This is a genomic window from Rhodopirellula islandica, from assembly GCF_001027925.1.
Classification (GTDB): Bacteria; Planctomycetota; Planctomycetia; order Pirellulales; family Pirellulaceae; genus Rhodopirellula; species Rhodopirellula islandica.
The window spans coordinates 78,855-94,114 of record NZ_LECT01000014.1; the positions used below are offsets into that span (position 1 = coordinate 78,855).

13 protein-coding genes and 1 pseudogene are annotated in these 15,260 nt (G+C 58.5%); 8 read left to right on the forward strand and 6 right to left on the reverse strand.

The window, feature by feature from the left end; all coding sequences use genetic code 11:
* Positions 1-77: 77 nt before the first annotated feature.
* From RISK_RS05605 to RISK_RS33495, 5 genes and pseudogenes are all read left to right on the forward strand, one after another.
* Complete coding sequence (locus RISK_RS05605) at positions 78-2,807, forward strand: DUF1592 domain-containing protein (protein WP_047813332.1); 2,730 nt, start codon at positions 78-80, stop codon at positions 2,805-2,807.
* 66 nt (positions 2,808-2,873) lie between these two features.
* Positions 2,874-4,277 carry a DUF1552 domain-containing protein gene (locus RISK_RS05610; RefSeq protein WP_047813287.1) on the forward strand — a complete coding sequence of 468 codons (1,404 nt, stop codon included), beginning with the start codon at positions 2,874-2,876 and terminating at the stop codon, positions 4,275-4,277.
* A gap of 63 nt (positions 4,278-4,340) precedes the next feature.
* A pseudogene (locus RISK_RS32915) lies at positions 4,341-4,413 on the forward strand (hypothetical protein); the annotation flags it as partial.
* Positions 4,412-4,471 (forward strand): DUF1589 domain-containing protein, encoded by a 60-nt coding sequence (locus tag RISK_RS32920; protein ID WP_236696063.1) that lies wholly within the window; start codon positions 4,412-4,414, stop codon positions 4,469-4,471. The pseudogene RISK_RS32915 and the gene RISK_RS32920, both read left to right, overlap by 2 nt.
* Complete coding sequence (locus tag RISK_RS33495; protein ID WP_390173917.1) at positions 4,453-4,554, forward strand: DUF1589 domain-containing protein; 102 nt, start codon at positions 4,453-4,455, stop codon at positions 4,552-4,554. The genes RISK_RS32920 and RISK_RS33495 overlap by 19 nt, the downstream gene beginning before the upstream one ends.
* Positions 4,555-4,583: 29 nt before the next feature.
* On the opposite strand, the gene RISK_RS05615 is transcribed toward RISK_RS33495, so the two are convergent.
* Entirely contained in the window at positions 4,584-5,027 is a 444-nt protein-coding gene (locus tag RISK_RS05615; RefSeq protein ID WP_047813288.1) for a cytidine deaminase, read from the reverse strand.
* A gap of 320 nt (positions 5,028-5,347) precedes the next feature.
* Between RISK_RS05615 and RISK_RS05620 the strand changes: the two genes are divergently transcribed.
* Positions 5,348-6,580, forward strand: a complete 1,233-nt coding sequence (locus RISK_RS05620; RefSeq protein ID WP_236696056.1) for a S1C family serine protease — start codon at positions 5,348-5,350, stop codon at positions 6,578-6,580.
* Positions 6,581-6,891: 311 nt separating this feature from the next.
* Here RISK_RS05620 and msrA read toward each other — a convergent pair whose 3' ends face one another.
* The 5 genes from msrA to RISK_RS05645 form a co-directional block, all read right to left on the reverse strand.
* The gene (gene msrA / locus RISK_RS05625) at positions 6,892-7,401 is read right to left on the reverse strand and encodes a peptide-methionine (S)-S-oxide reductase MsrA (protein ID WP_315852638.1); all 510 of its coding nucleotides are present in this window, start codon (positions 7,399-7,401) and stop codon (positions 6,892-6,894) included.
* Between the two features lie 95 nt (positions 7,402-7,496).
* Positions 7,497-8,894 (reverse strand): tRNA modification GTPase, encoded by a 1,398-nt coding sequence (locus RISK_RS05630; RefSeq protein ID WP_047813289.1) that lies wholly within the window; start codon positions 8,892-8,894, stop codon positions 7,497-7,499.
* A complete protein-coding gene (locus RISK_RS05635) occupies positions 8,891-11,626 on the reverse strand; it encodes a protein-disulfide reductase DsbD family protein (RefSeq protein WP_047813290.1) in 2,736 nt (911 codons plus the stop codon). Before RISK_RS05635 ends, RISK_RS05630 begins: the two co-directional genes overlap by 4 nt.
* 73 nt (positions 11,627-11,699) lie before the next feature.
* Positions 11,700-13,013 (reverse strand): phosphotransferase, encoded by a 1,314-nt coding sequence (locus RISK_RS05640; RefSeq protein WP_236696058.1) that lies wholly within the window; start codon positions 13,011-13,013, stop codon positions 11,700-11,702.
* A gap of 97 nt (positions 13,014-13,110) precedes the next feature.
* A complete protein-coding gene (locus RISK_RS05645; RefSeq protein WP_236696059.1) occupies positions 13,111-14,010 on the reverse strand; it encodes an HDOD domain-containing protein in 900 nt (299 codons plus the stop codon).
* A 75-nt stretch (positions 14,011-14,085) separates the two neighbouring features.
* Here RISK_RS05645 and RISK_RS33350 point away from each other — a divergent pair, with 75 nt between their 5' ends.
* Together RISK_RS33350 and RISK_RS05650 are read left to right on the forward strand one after the other, a co-directional pair.
* On the forward strand, positions 14,086-14,214 hold the full coding sequence (locus tag RISK_RS33350; protein ID WP_261340213.1) for a hypothetical protein: 129 nt from the start codon (positions 14,086-14,088) through the stop codon (positions 14,212-14,214).
* Between the two features lie 176 nt (positions 14,215-14,390).
* Entirely contained in the window at positions 14,391-15,050 is a 660-nt protein-coding gene (locus RISK_RS05650) for a hypothetical protein (protein ID WP_047813293.1), read from the forward strand.
* Positions 15,051-15,260 lie beyond the last annotated feature (210 nt).

Consider the following 15,260-nt stretch of genomic DNA (forward strand, 5'->3'; position numbering starts at 1 on the left):
CTCCACGCTGGCCCCGTCTCATCGTTGACGGGATGCCTGCTTGGACGCTCCTCCCTCCCGCCATCCCCAACCAGCTCATGTTCGCCCACCCATTCCGTGCGAATGCGCGTGCACTGTTCGCATTGCTTTGCTGGGCTTGTTTCTCGGGAATCTGCCTGACAGCGGAAGAGCGTGCGCCCGCCCCCTCCCGGTCCTTGGAAGAAATCAAACAGCACGGCGCAAGTCACTCGAAATACCTGGAACCCACCACTCGTCCGACCGAGACACTGGCACCTCAAGCCGACCTGCAAACCTTTCGCGACGTCATCGTTCCCATTTTGGAAGAGTCTTGCATCGACTGCCATGGGCCCGGCAATGTCGAGGGCAACATCCAAATCGACACGCTCGATCCGAACTTGCTGGAAGGCGCTGACGTGGATTGGTGGGTGGAAGTCTTGGCCGTGCTCAACAACGGTGAGATGCCGCCGCCGGACGAACTGGAGATGGACGACGAGGACCGCCGCACCGTCGTCGAGTGGCTGTCGGGCGAAATCCAAGTCGCCTCCACCTTTCGACGTGCCACCAGCGGCCACTCGTCATTCCGTCGATTGACGCGTTACGAAACCAATCATGCGTTGCAGGATCTTCTCGGGCTGCCTTACGAGTTTGCCAAGGACCTGCCTCCCGAAGCTCACTCGGACGATGGCTTCCAAAACAGCTCCGAGATGCTGCACATGTCCGTCAAGCACTTGGAAACCTATCGCCAATTGGCCCGACAAGCCCTCGACCGAGCCATCGTGTTGGACAAACAACCGGCTCCAATCCACTGGAGCATCAGCATGAAACAGAACAGCCAGGTCGACCGGCACCAACAGCAATCCAAACTCGATCAACTGGCCGAAAAACTCAAAGACGATCCTGAAAAGCAAAAGCAAGAAGTCGACGCGCTTCGCGAAAGCTTTCAAGAGATCCCACGAGACACCCATTACAGAAACTTGACGACCGGGCAAAAGGTCTCAGCCAGCTGGGCTTACAACGGGGCTCGCTATGCGATGGATTCCGAAGATGCACCGCGAGTCATGCCGCCCACCTCGGATCACGTCGCCGTGCTGCCCGGCGGTCGGAATCAAAAGCTGATCGTGGAACTGGGCGACCAAGTTCCCAACCAAGGCGTGATGCGAGTTCGCGTTCGGGCCTCTTGGTTGCGTGAGCACGACACGTCGAACGACGAATTGCACCCGCCCAGTTTGCAACTGGATTTCGGCTGGCGAGCCAGCAACGAGGGCCGCGCCGACATGCGTGTGAGCCTCGCCGACCAACCAATCACTGCATCCCCCGACGAACCGCAGATCTATGAGTGGGACGTTCCGCTGGGCGACATCTACCCACGCAACTCCGTCCGCGGAGCCTCCAAGATGGGAGCGATGCCCAGCCCTTCGGAGTACATCCGGTTCGTCAACAGTTCGGTTTCCAAAGCAGCCATCCAAATCGACCATGTTGAGGTCGTCGCTCCCGTCAACGATCAGTGGCCCCCCGCATCTCACCAACGCATCTTCTTTGCCAGTGAACATCGTGACGATGAACTGCAATACGCCAGCGAAATCCTGACGTCGTTCATGCGACAAGCCTGGCGGCGACCTCCCAGCGATGCGGAGTTGCAACGCAAACTCAAACTTTTCACTGCCATTCGCGGCCAGTGTGAATCCATGGAAGAAGCCACCTCGGAAGTGCTGGCCTCGGTCCTTTCCTCGCCGAACTTTCTGTACGTCGTTCGCGAGACTGAAACCGAGCCGTCCGAATCGGACTCCGACCTCGATCGATTGACACCCCATGAACTGGCAACGCGACTGGCGCTGTTTTTGTGGTGCAGTGTCCCAGACGATGAGTTACTCGAACTCGCCGACAATGGCCGACTGACCTCCGCCGATGAACTGAACAATCAAATCGACCGAATGCTGACCGACCCCAAAGCGGAACGCTTCAGCCAACAATTTGTTCATCAATGGCTCGACCTCCAACTCCTGGACTTCCTCAACGGCGCCGAAACCAAACCGAGGCTCAGCCCCTCGCTCAAAGAGGCGATGCAGCGAGAACCGATCGCATTCTTTCACGAAATGCTGCAGCAGGACGAAAGCGTGCTGCACTTCATCCACGCTGATTTCGCGATGGTCAATGAACGTCTGGCTCAGCACTACGGGATCCCCCACGTCCACGGCAACCACTTTCGCCGAGTCTCCCTGCAATCCGATCCTCGACGCGGCGGCTTGCTGACTCAAGCCGGTTTGCTGGCGATGAACTCGGACGGCACCAACTCACATCCACTCAAGCGTGGCGTGTGGTTGTTGGAAAGCATCCTCAACGATCCACCACCACCACCGCCACCTGCAGTTCCCGAGATTGACCTGGCCGATCCTGAAATCGCCAAGATGACCTTGATCGAACGAATGGAAGATCACCGCAACCATCCCGCCTGCATGTCGTGCCACTCCAAAATTGACCCGTGGGGCATCGCATTTGAAAACTACGACGCGGTCGGTCGTTGGCGCAACTCCATCAACGGCAAACCCGTCGACGCAACCGCCACGCTGTTCAATCAACAGGAACTCTCCGGCGTCGAAGGCCTCAAACGTTACCTGTTGGAAGATCGCCAGGACCAATTTGTTCGCGCGATGGTCCATAAGCTGGCAACCTTCGCCCTCGGGCGTCCGCTCACATTTGCAGACCATTCCAGCGTCGATCAAATCACAGCGGAAGTTCGCCAGCAGGACGATGGCCTCGCCACGATGATTCGGCAATTGGTCGCCAGCGACCTCTTTCAGTCCAAGTGATCTCCGCCTCCCTGTGCCACCCAACCCATTCCTCTCGCCAAGCTCGCAGTCTTCCAGGAACCTTCCATGACGTTGAATCTGAATGGCCTCGATCGTCGCCGTTTTCTTCGCGGCACCGGTGTCGCACTGGCCCTGCCACTGTTCGAATCCGTCGCGATGTCGGCGGTGCGAGCTTCCGAAGAAACCAAGGACCCGAAGCGTTTGGCGTGTTTCTATTTCCCCGATGGTGTGCCGATGCCATTGCCGGAAGACCCCGCCTACCAAGACTGGTCGTGGTTCCCGCATGGTACCGGAGACGACTTCACGTTCACGAAGGCCTTGTCACCCCTGGAATCGCTGCGGGATGAGATCAGCATTTTGTCTGGTTTCTCTCACCCCCAATCACGCAGTGTCCACGGGCACTCCAACGCCGATCAGTTTCTGACGGCCGCCGATACCGGATCCAATGGTCCCTACAAGAACAACATTTCGCTGGATCAGATTTACGCGGAATACGTTGGCAACCAAACCCGGTACTCCTCGCTCGTGATGTCGACCGATGGTGGCACCGGAACACCGCGAGGCACACACACTCTTTCATTCAATCGAAATGGTCGCGCCATCCCGGCGGAGAACCGCCCCAAACGGATCTTCGACATGCTCTTCGTCAAAAGCGACGAAGATGCGGCACGCCGCTTGGCACTCAGCCAAAGTGCGCTGGATGACCTGCTGGCCGATGCCCAATCGCTTCGCAAGACGCTTTCTTCACGCGATCAATCCAGCCTGGATGAATACCTCGACTCCGTTCGCGAAGCTGAGATCAAGGTTGAAAAGGCAAAGCATTGGCTCAACACGCCACTGCCAACTGTCAACGCGGACCACTTGAACCTCAACCTGACACCGGACGAACCACGTCAATATTTGCAGACGATGTTCGAGATGATTTACCTGGCGTTCAAAACCGATTCGACCCGTGTTGCCACCTACCAAATCGGTCGTGAAAACGGCGTGGGCATCAGCGATCACTTGGCTCGCGCTGTCGGCTTCAGTCTGGCTCACCAACTCTCTCACGAAACCAAGAACCCAGGCGGCTGGAAAAACTTCGCGGTTTACTGCCAGTTCCTCAACGAGGAATTTGGACGCTTCATCGGCAAGCTGAAAGAAACCGAAGAACCCGCCGGACGGGGATCCATGCTCGACAACACGCTGCTATTGTTCGGCTCCGCGTCCAGTGCCTTCCACCTGTCTCGCAATTACCCGTTGATTCTGGCGGGTGGCAAGAACATGGGATTCAAACATGGGAAGTACATCAACAAGGCTGGCTCCAACCCGCAGGGCGGTGCCTGGGATGGTGGTCGCGAACCGTGGCAACAAGAGATCGCTCACGAAGACCGACCTCTTTCCAACCTGTTCGTCACCATGCTCCAGCAGCTCGATGTTCCCGCGAAATCGTTCGCTGACAGCGACGGGAAAGTCACGGAGCTGATCTGAAGTCGCAACCTCCCGTAGCCGGATTCGCCAGAATCCGGACCGCTCACCAACTCGCCCATCTGAATTCTTGGCGAATCCGGCTACCAACATCACAACCCGACGCGTCAGCGAGGGACCACACGGGATCCCGGTGAATCCATCAACGTAGGCCAGGTCATCACCTGGCACCCAGCCGATGCTTTGGAACAAAGTGAGGCGTCCAGCCGCCCCCGCAAGCCCCAGCGATATCCGTCCAATCGCCCCGCCAGGTAGAACCTGGCCTACGCTATTCTGGTGAATCCAGCTACCAAGACGTGGGCCAGCAACTCACCGCTTCGGAATGTTGGACGTCGAGAAAGCGTCAGGCAACAAATCCGATAGGCGACGCATTTGTTGTTCGCCATCGATCACATCGATCGTGTAAACAAACAGATCCGACCCGAATTCGGCCAGCACTTGCCGGCAAGCACCACAGGGCATCGCACCGCCGATGCTGGCGATTGCCACGGCATGGAACATTCGATAACCGCCCGCCACGGCGGTGCAGACCGCCGTTCGTTCCGCACATTGCGTCAACGAGTAGCTGGCATTTTCAACGTTGCAACCTTCGACCACACGCCCGTCGTGGGTCAACAACGCAGCGCCAACGTAGAAGTGACTGTGCGGCGCGTACGCATGATCGCGAGCCGAGATGGCCGCCTGAACCAAACGCTGGACATCTTCGTCGCTGGGTGGATCGATCTCGGACGCTTGGCTGTGAACATCGGTCATGGCAGGATAGAGAGACAAGGAAGTAGACTCACCGAAGAGAGGAGCAGATTCCGCCATCAAGTCCCGATAGAGTACCTCGCTTCATCCCTGAAGCAATGCGGCAACACGTATTCGGAGCACCTCCGCCGCAATTGGCTTCGACATTTGCGGCACTGGCTCTCCATTTTACCAAAACGCGTCCGCTGCCGAGGCATCACAGCCAGTTTGAAATGGATTCGGGCGCGGTAACATGTCAGATCCCCCCTTCACCTTCTCAACTGGTTCCAAGCGTTCCTGAAATGTTGTTGAAAATTGACTCCCCCCGCACAGCGACCCAGCACGTGACGATTCGAACATCTCATCGACAACCATCTCGCCTCCTGCTTGTCCTCCTTGCCATCGCTGCACTGAACTTCGGCCAGCCCGACGTCAGCCTGCCTGCGGCAAACGCTGACGAGGCGGCTCAAGTCAGCGCCCGATCACTTTCAAGGGCCTTCCGTGACGCGGCCCGGGAAGCAGGCCCCTCCGTCGTGACCGTGTTCTCTTACGGGCAGAATCAGACGCTCTCTGGCGAAAACACCGACGAAGCCGAACCGGAAACAGACGAAGAATCCCCCGACGAACCCGTCGGCCCAACTCCTCCCCAGCAATCCGACGATGGCGAGTTTGAACTCAGCGGGCTGGGATCCGGCGTGATCATCAATCCTTTCCCGGATGCCGACAAGAACGCCAACGAAGACAAGACAACGTACTGGGTGATGACCAACAACCATGTCATCGCGAATGCGAAGAAGGTGGTCGTCCAATTGCCAAACGAAACCGAACTGGTCGCTGAAAAAGTGCACGGTGACCCGTCCAGTGACATCGCGGTGCTGCAAGTCACCTCCGCCGATGCCCTGAAGGTCGCTCAATACGGGGACTCCAACACACTCGACATCGGCGACTGGGTGCTGGCCATCGGCAGCCCATTCAAGTTGGAAGCCACCGTCAGCGCCGGCATCATCAGCGCCAAAAATCGAAGGCTCGATCGCATCCGCCGCAGTCGATTGTTGCAAACCGATGCGGCGATCAACCCGGGCAACTCCGGCGGCCCCTTGGTCGACCTGGATGGCAACGTGATCGCGATCAACACGGCGATTGCAACTCGCAACGGAAGTTACCAAGGCATCGGGTTCGCCGTGCCGATTGATCAAGCCAAATGGATTGCTCGCGAATTGGCCCGCTTCGGAACCGTCCGTCGCTCGACCATGGGAATCACCACGGTGGAACTGAACGCGAAAATGGCCAAGATTTTCAAACTGCCTGAGGGATTGGGCGTGCTCGTCTATGAAATCATTCGCAAGAGCTCAGCCGATCGAGCTGGCCTGGAACAGTTGGACGTGATCACCGAGTTCGCTGGCCAACCCTTCCTCAAACCAATCGATCTTCGCGAAGCGATTGAACGACAACCAGTCGGCTCCACCCAGTCGCTGAAGGTGATTCGCAAAGGCGAAGAAATCGAACTCGAAGTCATCTTGGCTCCCGTCGATGACCCAACCGCCACGCCGGAAGAGATGTTAAGATCAGAAAAGTAAAATTGCAAATTGCAAAATCCGGGTGGTGGAGGCGAGGACGGGACGCGAACCGGAGGAGCATTCGGCGGCAATCATCGCCCCGGATGGGGCCGGCGTCGGGCATGCCGCGTGGGCCTCGCGGACCGGCCTGTCGATTCACTCGAGTTCACAACCCGACGCGTGAGCGAGGGACCCACCGGCTCGTTGCAATGGCACGCGATCCCTCGCTCACGCGTCGGGTTAGGATTCAATCCACAAGCCGTGACGCGTTGGGGTCGGAAAGCGAGATTGCCGGGGGAGGGCAGTGCGAGCCACTTCCCATGCCCGCCTCCTCACTCCGCAGAAGCCCGTTTGGGCAGCACCCAATTCGGACGCACGAAATGGCACGTGTACCCGTTGGGGACTTTCTCGAGGTAGTCCTGGTGCTCGGGTTCGGCTTCCCAAAAATCGCTCACAGGTTCCACTTCCGTGACCACCTTTCCCGGCCACAAGCCCGACGCATTCACGTCCGCCATGGTGTCCAGTGCGGTCTGCTTCTGCTGCTCATCGACATAGTAAATCGCAGAACGGTACGACGGACCGCGGTCATTCCCCTGACGGTTTGGCGTCGTCGGGTCATGAACCTGAAAGAAGAACTCCAGCAACTGACGGTAACTCGTCTGCTCCGGATCAAACAGAATTTCGATCCCTTCGGCGTGGTTGCCATGATTGCGATAGGTCGCGTTGGGCACCTCACCGCCGGTGTAGCCCACACGCGTCGATTCAACGCCAGGCAACTTGCGAATCAGATCCTGCATGCCCCAAAAACATCCGCCTGCCAAAACCGCTCGCTCTGTCATCATACTTCTCCATTGAATCTCATCGGAATGAAAAGAACTGTGGCATCGTCTTCCAGCCCGTGGTGGTCACCCCACAGGCTGGACGACGTTGCCACGTTCTATTTGCCAATGCAAAACCGGCCGAACACGCGGTCCAGAATATCATCGGTGTAGACCTGACCGGTCACTTCCCCGATCGCCTCAACAGCCAGACGCATTTCTGCGGCCACCAATTCGTGTCCCGCGGCTTGTTCCGTCCACTGTATCGCTTGGTCCAGGTGATCCATCGCGGCAGCCAACGAATCCTGGCAGCGTGCGGCGGTGCCGATCACATTGCCCGTCTCTCCGGCGTCCCGCTGTTCCGCGAAACCGACCAGGCTCTCGATCAATTTCTCCACGCCCGCCCCCGACTCACTGCTGAGAGCGAAGTCCGCCTGCATCAAATCACCCTCCCAATCCGCTGGCATCAAATCTCGTTTGGTCGCGACGCAGATCAGTTCTGCCGATCGCTTGGCATCCGGCACAACCGCATCAGGGTTTCTCAAGAATTCAAAATCGCCGCCGAGGGTCGCATCCATGCACCACACGTGCACGTCCGCTCCACGGGCCGCTTCCGCCGCCTGCAACTGAGCCTCGCGCGAAACACGTGCCTCCGGATCCGACTCCTCTCGTGATTCCAACCCCGCCGTGTCGATCAATTGAAACGAATGACCGCCCCAGCTCGACTCCACCGTGACCAGATCACGAGTCGTCCCGGCCTGATCGGTCACGATCGCCGACTCGGTACGCGACAAGACATTGAGCAACCGGCTCTTCCCCGCATTGGGCAACCCTCGCAGGACAACCCGAATCGTTGGCGACGCCCCCCCTCGATCACTGAGCTGCGAACGCGTTTGTGAAAGCAGAGCACGAAGTTCATCGAGCCGTCGCACCAACACTTCATCGGAGATGAACTCAATGTCTTCGTCGACAAAATCCAACCCGGCTTCCACGTCCGCCAGCAAATCCAACAAGGTTGAACGAGCGGATTGCAACGGCCGCGAAAGGTTGCCGGCCAATTGCGACAGCGCTTGATCCAAACTGCCGCGATCCTCCGCTTCGATCACGCCGAGCACCGCCTCGGCTTGCGTCAGATCCAATCGTCCAGCCAAGAACGAACGCATCGTGAACTCACCTGGACGCGCGGCTCTGGCCCCGGCCCGAATGGCCGCATCCAAACTGGATTGCAACAACGGCGGCGACCCCATCAGATGCAGTTCCGCCGAAGGCTGTCCGGTGTAGCTGCGCTGGGTCGGCCAAACCATCACGTCGACATCGATGGCACCGAGCGGCTCCCCGAGAGCGAGCCTCTTCGACGCTCGAAACGAACGTCGACCGATCGATTCGGCCGAGTCCAAGATCTCCATCCGACACAACACATCGAGGCAGTCATGACCTGACAGACGCACGATCCCGCGAGGCGCGGGCGCCATCGGCGAGGCGATGGCGGCGATGGTGTCATCCGCTTCCGAGGTCACCGGGTTGCCATGCCTGCGGCCGCTGGCCCTGCGTTCAGGCCATGGTCGCCCAGCGACGTTGTGGTTGCGGGCACACTGGAACTGGCACTGCGGGCAACCTTCGTCTCCGCTCCGTCGATACTGGGGCCGGCGTCTTTCAACGCATCCAACACACTCTGCTGAGACACCAAATCTCGCAGCACGATGGGCTCCGCTGGTGATTTCCCTGGGTAGATCGCCAACACGGGAATGGATCGACTTTGCAGCTCCTTGAGCTTGGCTTCGATCTCTGGATCTTGATCCGTCCAGTCCGCGAGCATCGGCACCGCGTCCAGCTCTTCAATCAACTGGCGAGTCGCTTCGGTGTTGAGCGCGACGTTGTAGTTGACGATGCAGTTCACACACCACTTGGCCGTGAAGTCGATCATGACCGTGCGTCCCTCGGACTGATACTCTTTCAACTTGGCTTCGTCGTAAGGCTGCCACGCAATCGTCTTCACACCTTCGGCTGGCTCCGGTGCAGGGCCCAACCACTGGAAAGCGGCGACGCCGATGATGATGGCCGAAGCCACGCCACCCGACCATGCATACAATCGCGATTGCAGGCTGCTCCAACTGGGCACCTTGCCGATGATCCAGCAACCAAACCAAACACCGATCAAGGCCACGAACACGGGCAACTTGTCGCCGTCACTGAACTGATTGAAGAAGAACGCCACGGTCCCCAAGAACAAGAAGGCGAGGAATTCTTTCAGCGTTTCCATCCAGGTGCCAGGCTTGGGCAACCAAGCCACAAGCGATGGCCAGATGCCGATCATCAGGTAAGGCAATGCCATCCCGACGCCAACGATCATGATCACCGCGACGGTTTGCAGACTGGTCAACGCGAAGGTCAACCCCAGGATGCCACCCAGCAACGGTCCGCTGCAGGGCGTCGCCAACACGGTTGCGAAGACACCTTTGAAGAACGCACCGGTGTAGCCCTCGCGTTGCTGCAGAGCTTGCGAAGTCTTGCCACCGGCCATGCCCGGAGCAGGGATTTCCCAAACACCGAGGTAGCTGAGCGCCATCGCGAACATCAACAACGTCAAACCCAAGCGGACGGGGAAGTAGGTGAACTGTTGGCCCCAATTGAAAGACAACACCACTGCCAGCGTCGTCAGCACCGCAAACACCGACAAAATGCCGAGGGCGTAGACCACGTTGAGGAAGAAAATTCGCTTGCGATCTTGGCCAGCCTGCTGAACAAAACTCATCACCTTCAGGCCAACGACTGGCAACACACAAGGCATGAAGTTCAGGATCACGCCGCCGATGAAAGCAAACAACAGCGTCGTGCCAAAGGCAGTGCCAGCGTTCTCTGTGTCGTCCAGCACAGCGGCTTCGCTGACTGTCTCACGGGTCACACCATGAGCCGCTCCAGCGGCACTCGAACCACTCGCTGCGGCGTCCGCCATCGCAATCCGGGGCGTGTCTTCGGTTTGGGCATTGGTCGTCGCTCCGGGTTCGGCACTGGCACTCAGTGAAGGAGACAAGCCCTTGTCCACCCACTGCAGCGTTGCCGCATCGTCCAACACCAACATGCGTTTCTTGGCGGCCAACGTCATTGGCTTTGGTTGCGACTTCGCAGGAGCCGACGGGACCACATTGACGACGGTTTCAAACCCGATCGCTTTGGGCTGCTGACAACTGTCATCCGTGCAGGCTTGATAGGCGATCCCACCGGCCAGTTTGTGTTCGCCCGGCGCCGCATCGGCGGGGATCGACACGGGGATTGTCCAAGTCACATTGCCATTGTGATAGGTCACGCCGGGCAACAAGGCATAGTCCACGGATCGCGACTTGGTCTGAGGTGCACCGACCTTCAACTTCGATTTCTCGCTGACCACAAAGTTGGTCTTGGACTGCTCGTCGTTCACCGACGAGGTGTAAACGTGATACCCCGCATCAGGAATCGCAGTGAAGCGAAGCGTCCCGGTTTGGCCGGGTTCCAACTCGGGCGTCAAGTTGATTGCTTCCCATCGCACAACGTAATCGCGATCACGAAAAGCCTTCTCGATCTCAACGGGATGAGCTTTCAGTCCCGCTGGATCCTCCGACTTCGTGGACGCCATCGTTTGCTTGGCTGGCGTCGAAACCGACTCGGGAACATCGCCAGTGAACTTGGCGGTCAAGGTTTCGTTGATGGGCATGCACGCCCCGCCGGTCAGACACGTCAACGCGTCCAGACGAATCTGCAAGTCACCCAACTGAGAAACCGTCGCTCCATCCGCCAATTTCGCGGTGACGGTGAAGTTGACCTCTTCTTCAAACTCTTCGACGGTGATCCCCCCAAAGTCCTGCGAGACGCTGCGCAATGGTTCTCGGTCGCTTTTCCAATCCCCGGTCAGTTTCACGGCATCCGCGTCGACCAAACTCAACTTGGTTGGCTTGGGTCCGCCTTGGGGCTGGGTCGTGGAATACAAATGCCACTTCGGCTGAAGTTTCACCTGGACCTGAATCTCAATCTCACCCTCCGCAGTGGCCGAGTAGGTCGCTGTGGCATCCGCGGGTTCGTCGGTCTGCAGTGCCGCGTTGCCGTCCGCAGCAAAATCGTCCAGCGAGAATTCGGAGAACAAACCGGCCGTGTCCGGCTCGTCCGCCTGCACCGGCACCACCGCCGTGACAGCCAACAAGGCCGCGAACAGAACAACACCAGGAACACACATTTTCCGAGCAAACCCGGGTTGATAACTGCGATCCATCGAAAACATCCTCCGACGAGATAATTCAATGAGATGAGAAGACATCGAACCCCATTCGTTCGACTGAAATCAGTCCCGTAGCTTAACAAAAGTGGCAAACTGAATCGATCAAACCGGAAATTCGGTTTGAGAGAGACTCAGGAGACGAGAAAAACACTCGCCGCCTCAGTCCAATCCAATCCACCCAATTCGCCATTCCCACCCACGCGTTCAAGCGAAGCAGAGTCTCGCTCAAGGCAAGCTCTTCGGGTGTCGGGCTCTGAAGAAAGAATGGGCGGGCCTCGGCTCCATCCGCCAATCCCAGCCCGTGATTTGCGGAGGCAATCCGATTGTATCCGTCCACGGCCAATCCCAGCCGCGTGATCGCTGACCGCTGTTCCAGCTGAACCGGAAAGCTGCCCGCCCAGCGAGCCAGGTCCACGACCGGACAATCCCAGTCCATCGCGTCGTGATCAATGATTCCAGTCACCCGTTCGCGATTTGCACTGAACAGGATGTGTTCCCGGTGGACGTCGCGAAGCACCCAAGCCCGACGCCAGTGCGCCGGTGGCTGCTCAATGTGTTGCTGCAATTCCGAAACCAATTTGCGATGCATGATCACGCCTCGCTCGACCATGCAATCCGTCGCGGACATCATTCGCTGAGCGAGCTCTTGATAGCCGACCTGGGCAGCCTCCCGCTGGGGGCCCGTCGGCAGAGCATGGATTGGTGGAACGTTGCCCCCAAGCTCGCTCGCAGGCACACTGCCGTCATTCCCTGTCACACATCGTTCCAGCAGCGCTCGCCAGCGTGCCGTTGTGTTGGGCAATCGCTCTCGCAGCGAACTCCCCGACAAGACCCACGGACTCAGTTCCTGAAGCCGTTGCATTCGATCCCGCAAACAACGCGGGATCTCGTTGGACGGATGAGTTGGCTCGGGCAAGGTGCTCAGCCTCGCCTGCACCCGTGCGATCGCTTCCCCGCCGAGCAACAAGGCGCGCGAGGCAGCGGTGGGATCCATTGCTTCGCGATCGGTGCACGCGGTCCCTTCCACCCACGGGATGCATTGCCATTGTCGGCCATGCTCAAAAACGACCCAGCGACCATCCGCGGTCGGAACAGGCACAGCGAGCAACCCGGAATGAAACGGGGCTTCCGTCGATGAAAACGAATTCAACGAGAGCAAAGAATCGCGGTCAGCAACCGCGGCATTCAAGAGAGATGGTGGCGAGATGCTTTCGCCGCGAGGAACGTCCAGCGTGGGCCCGCCGGGAACGTCACTCGACGCATCGGCAGGTTCCGCCATCGCTCTGGCCAACGGATCAGCCAAACCATGCCAACGAGCCACGGGCTGACTTTCGGGCGACACCTTCAACGCATAGTAAAAGGGGTTCGCGGCGAGACGAATTCGATACACCCGCCCGCCGCTCAACCCTGGGTTCCACGAATCAATGCCCAACGACGCTGCGTCTGGAAACCAGAGTCGTGCGATTCGTGAAACGTCCAAAACGAAGCTACTTCTCGGCCAGGAATGACATGATGGATTGTTCAGGGACTGGCAATTTTAACAACGGTGCGAACTCAGCGGTGAGCTCATCCACTTCGGTCATGCATTCGACCAGCGACTCACCTGTCATTCCAGACAGTCGCTTGCAAGCGCTCGTGAATTTCTCCTGCTCGTGCCATTCCTTTTCACTGCACGATGGCAACAAGGATGCCAACGCGACACAAGCGGCACCGCGAGCCTCACTGCCCATTTCCAGCAACTGCTCAATCTCGGTGTGCTGAGCAATCAAAGCCACAAACTCTTCGGGAAGTTTCCAACGGGTCGCCAAAATCGCGGCGGCGTCCGCATGGTTCCAACCAAACATCTCTTGCTCCAAACCGCTCAGGCGTTTGCCTTCCGCGGCACGCTTCTCCACCAACGCTTCGTATTCCGTCGGCAACTCTTTGAGCAACAACGGAATCGCCATGTCTTGCAACAAAGCTCCCGCAAACAAATCTTCAGACGACTCCAACTTCAACAGTCGTCCCATCTTTCGCGCAAAGATCGCACGACGCAGCGAGTCCTGCCACAGCGCCTTGAGATCAAAGGGACCGAACTTGGGATTGGGAATCACACTGAACACGGCGTTCCACAAAGCGAAGTTCACAATCGCTCGCGAACCCACCAACGTGATGGCCTGCGGGATGCTCATGATTTCGCGACTGAACCCGAAATACGAGGAATTCACAAACCGCAACACCTGCCCCATCAATCCTGGATCAGCCTCAATTGGCCGAGCGAAATCATTCGGTCCGGCTTCTTCTTTTTGAGACAATTGCAACAGGCTGATAGCGCTGTGTGGCAACGCTGGCAAAATGTCGACATGAAAAACATCTTCCAAATTGGTGCTTTCTGCGACGCTGGTCATCGATCTCGGCTCGTAGGTCATTGGTGCATGGTTCGCCGCCGCGAAAGACTCGCGTGGACTTGATTCCGAAGGCTGATGGAACACTACGCCACGAATCTCTCCAAGCACGCCGAGGAAGACGACGGACCAAGCTGGATTCGCGATCAACATCTTCCCTTGGAAGCCTTTGCCGATTGCACCGGTTGCAACGACGCGGTTTCGTGATGTTTCCATTCACCATCCCGCGCTGACCTTTTGCCTCATCAGTTGCCTGCACGCATCCAGTGAGGCCTGGCTCCCGGCCAGCCCAGTTCCACGCAAACCACGTCTAACGATGGACTTACGCCGCCAGACTGGCAACCGCAACCGCTCTGGCCCAACACGTGCAACCGCCCAGTCCCATGGCACTCGCACGCTTTCGTTCGCTCGGCAACGCCCGATCCAACTCCCGCATTTCATCTCACCACCTCGGCAACAGCCCGCAGGTGGATGCGTCGTTCTATTGGAACCGCCTGCGACGAACAGCTGGTTTGGCCGTCTTGCTCGGGATTGTGAACGTTCTCAGCGGTGCCTCCGGACCAATGAAAGCCTCCCATTCCAACGGAACGCACAGCCCGACAAGGCCAACTCTGGCCGAACTGCCGCCAGAACCAATGGCAACGCACCCGCCACTGGCAACCAGCCCACCGCAGTCCCCCCCTCACCAGCCCGCCAGCAACGGCCCACCACAAGTCGCCAGCGGCCCGCGAGCTGTGCCTCCCGTGGGTTGGCGACGCACCGTCAATGGCTGGGAAAACGTCGCGGAATGGCCCGGTGCACACAACCACCTAGGGGGGATCCCTGCGCAAGTGTCCCTCTCAGATCAGATCATTTTGCAAGAGAAACGCGAACCCGCGATGCTTCGGCACTGGATGGACAAGCTTCGGCACACCCATCCCGCGGTCATCGCTTCCGTGCAGATCGTCAGTGTCCTGATTCTGTTCGCAACCTGGCTGGCGGTCCGAGAGAAACCCCGGCGGCGATTGCGTTCCCCTGGGAACTCGAGCCAGCTCGTTTCGTAACGTTTCGTCGGTGGTTCCCGCGAAACACGAACCATTCGCGATTTGGCAGGCCGCTTTGCCTGAACTTCTCACCGCCTCGACCAGGGATTGCCTCGCCCGTGACCAAACGTGTCACGCCCCTGGCGAATACTAAGGGTGTGAAGAGGAGGCAGCCGAATGCGGTCTTCTCTGTGCCCCAAACGTCGATGAACCAAACGTCCATCCGACGTC

Coding starts and splice junctions, on each gene's coding strand:
- RISK_RS05605 (WP_047813332.1), top strand. CDS start 78: ATGTTCGCCCACCCATTCCGTGCGAATGCGCGTGCACTGTTCGCATTG.
- RISK_RS05610 (WP_047813287.1), top strand. CDS start 2,874: ATGACGTTGAATCTGAATGGCCTCGATCGTCGCCGTTTTCTTCGCGGC.
- RISK_RS33495 (WP_390173917.1), top strand. CDS start 4,453: ATGCTTTGGAACAAAGTGAGGCGTCCAGCCGCCCCCGCAAGCCCCAGC.
- RISK_RS05615 (WP_047813288.1), bottom strand. CDS start 5,027: ATGACCGATGTTCACAGCCAAGCGTCCGAGATCGATCCACCCAGCGAC.
- msrA (WP_315852638.1), bottom strand. CDS start 7,401: ATGATGACAGAGCGAGCGGTTTTGGCAGGCGGATGTTTTTGGGGCATG.
- RISK_RS05635 (WP_047813290.1), bottom strand. CDS start 11,626: ATGTTTTCGATGGATCGCAGTTATCAACCCGGGTTTGCTCGGAAAATG.
- RISK_RS05645 (WP_236696059.1), bottom strand. CDS start 14,010: ATGACCAGCGTCGCAGAAAGCACCAATTTGGAAGATGTTTTTCATGTC.
- RISK_RS33350 (WP_261340213.1), top strand. CDS start 14,086: ATGGAACACTACGCCACGAATCTCTCCAAGCACGCCGAGGAAGACGAC.
- RISK_RS05650 (WP_047813293.1), top strand. CDS start 14,391: ATGGCACTCGCACGCTTTCGTTCGCTCGGCAACGCCCGATCCAACTCC.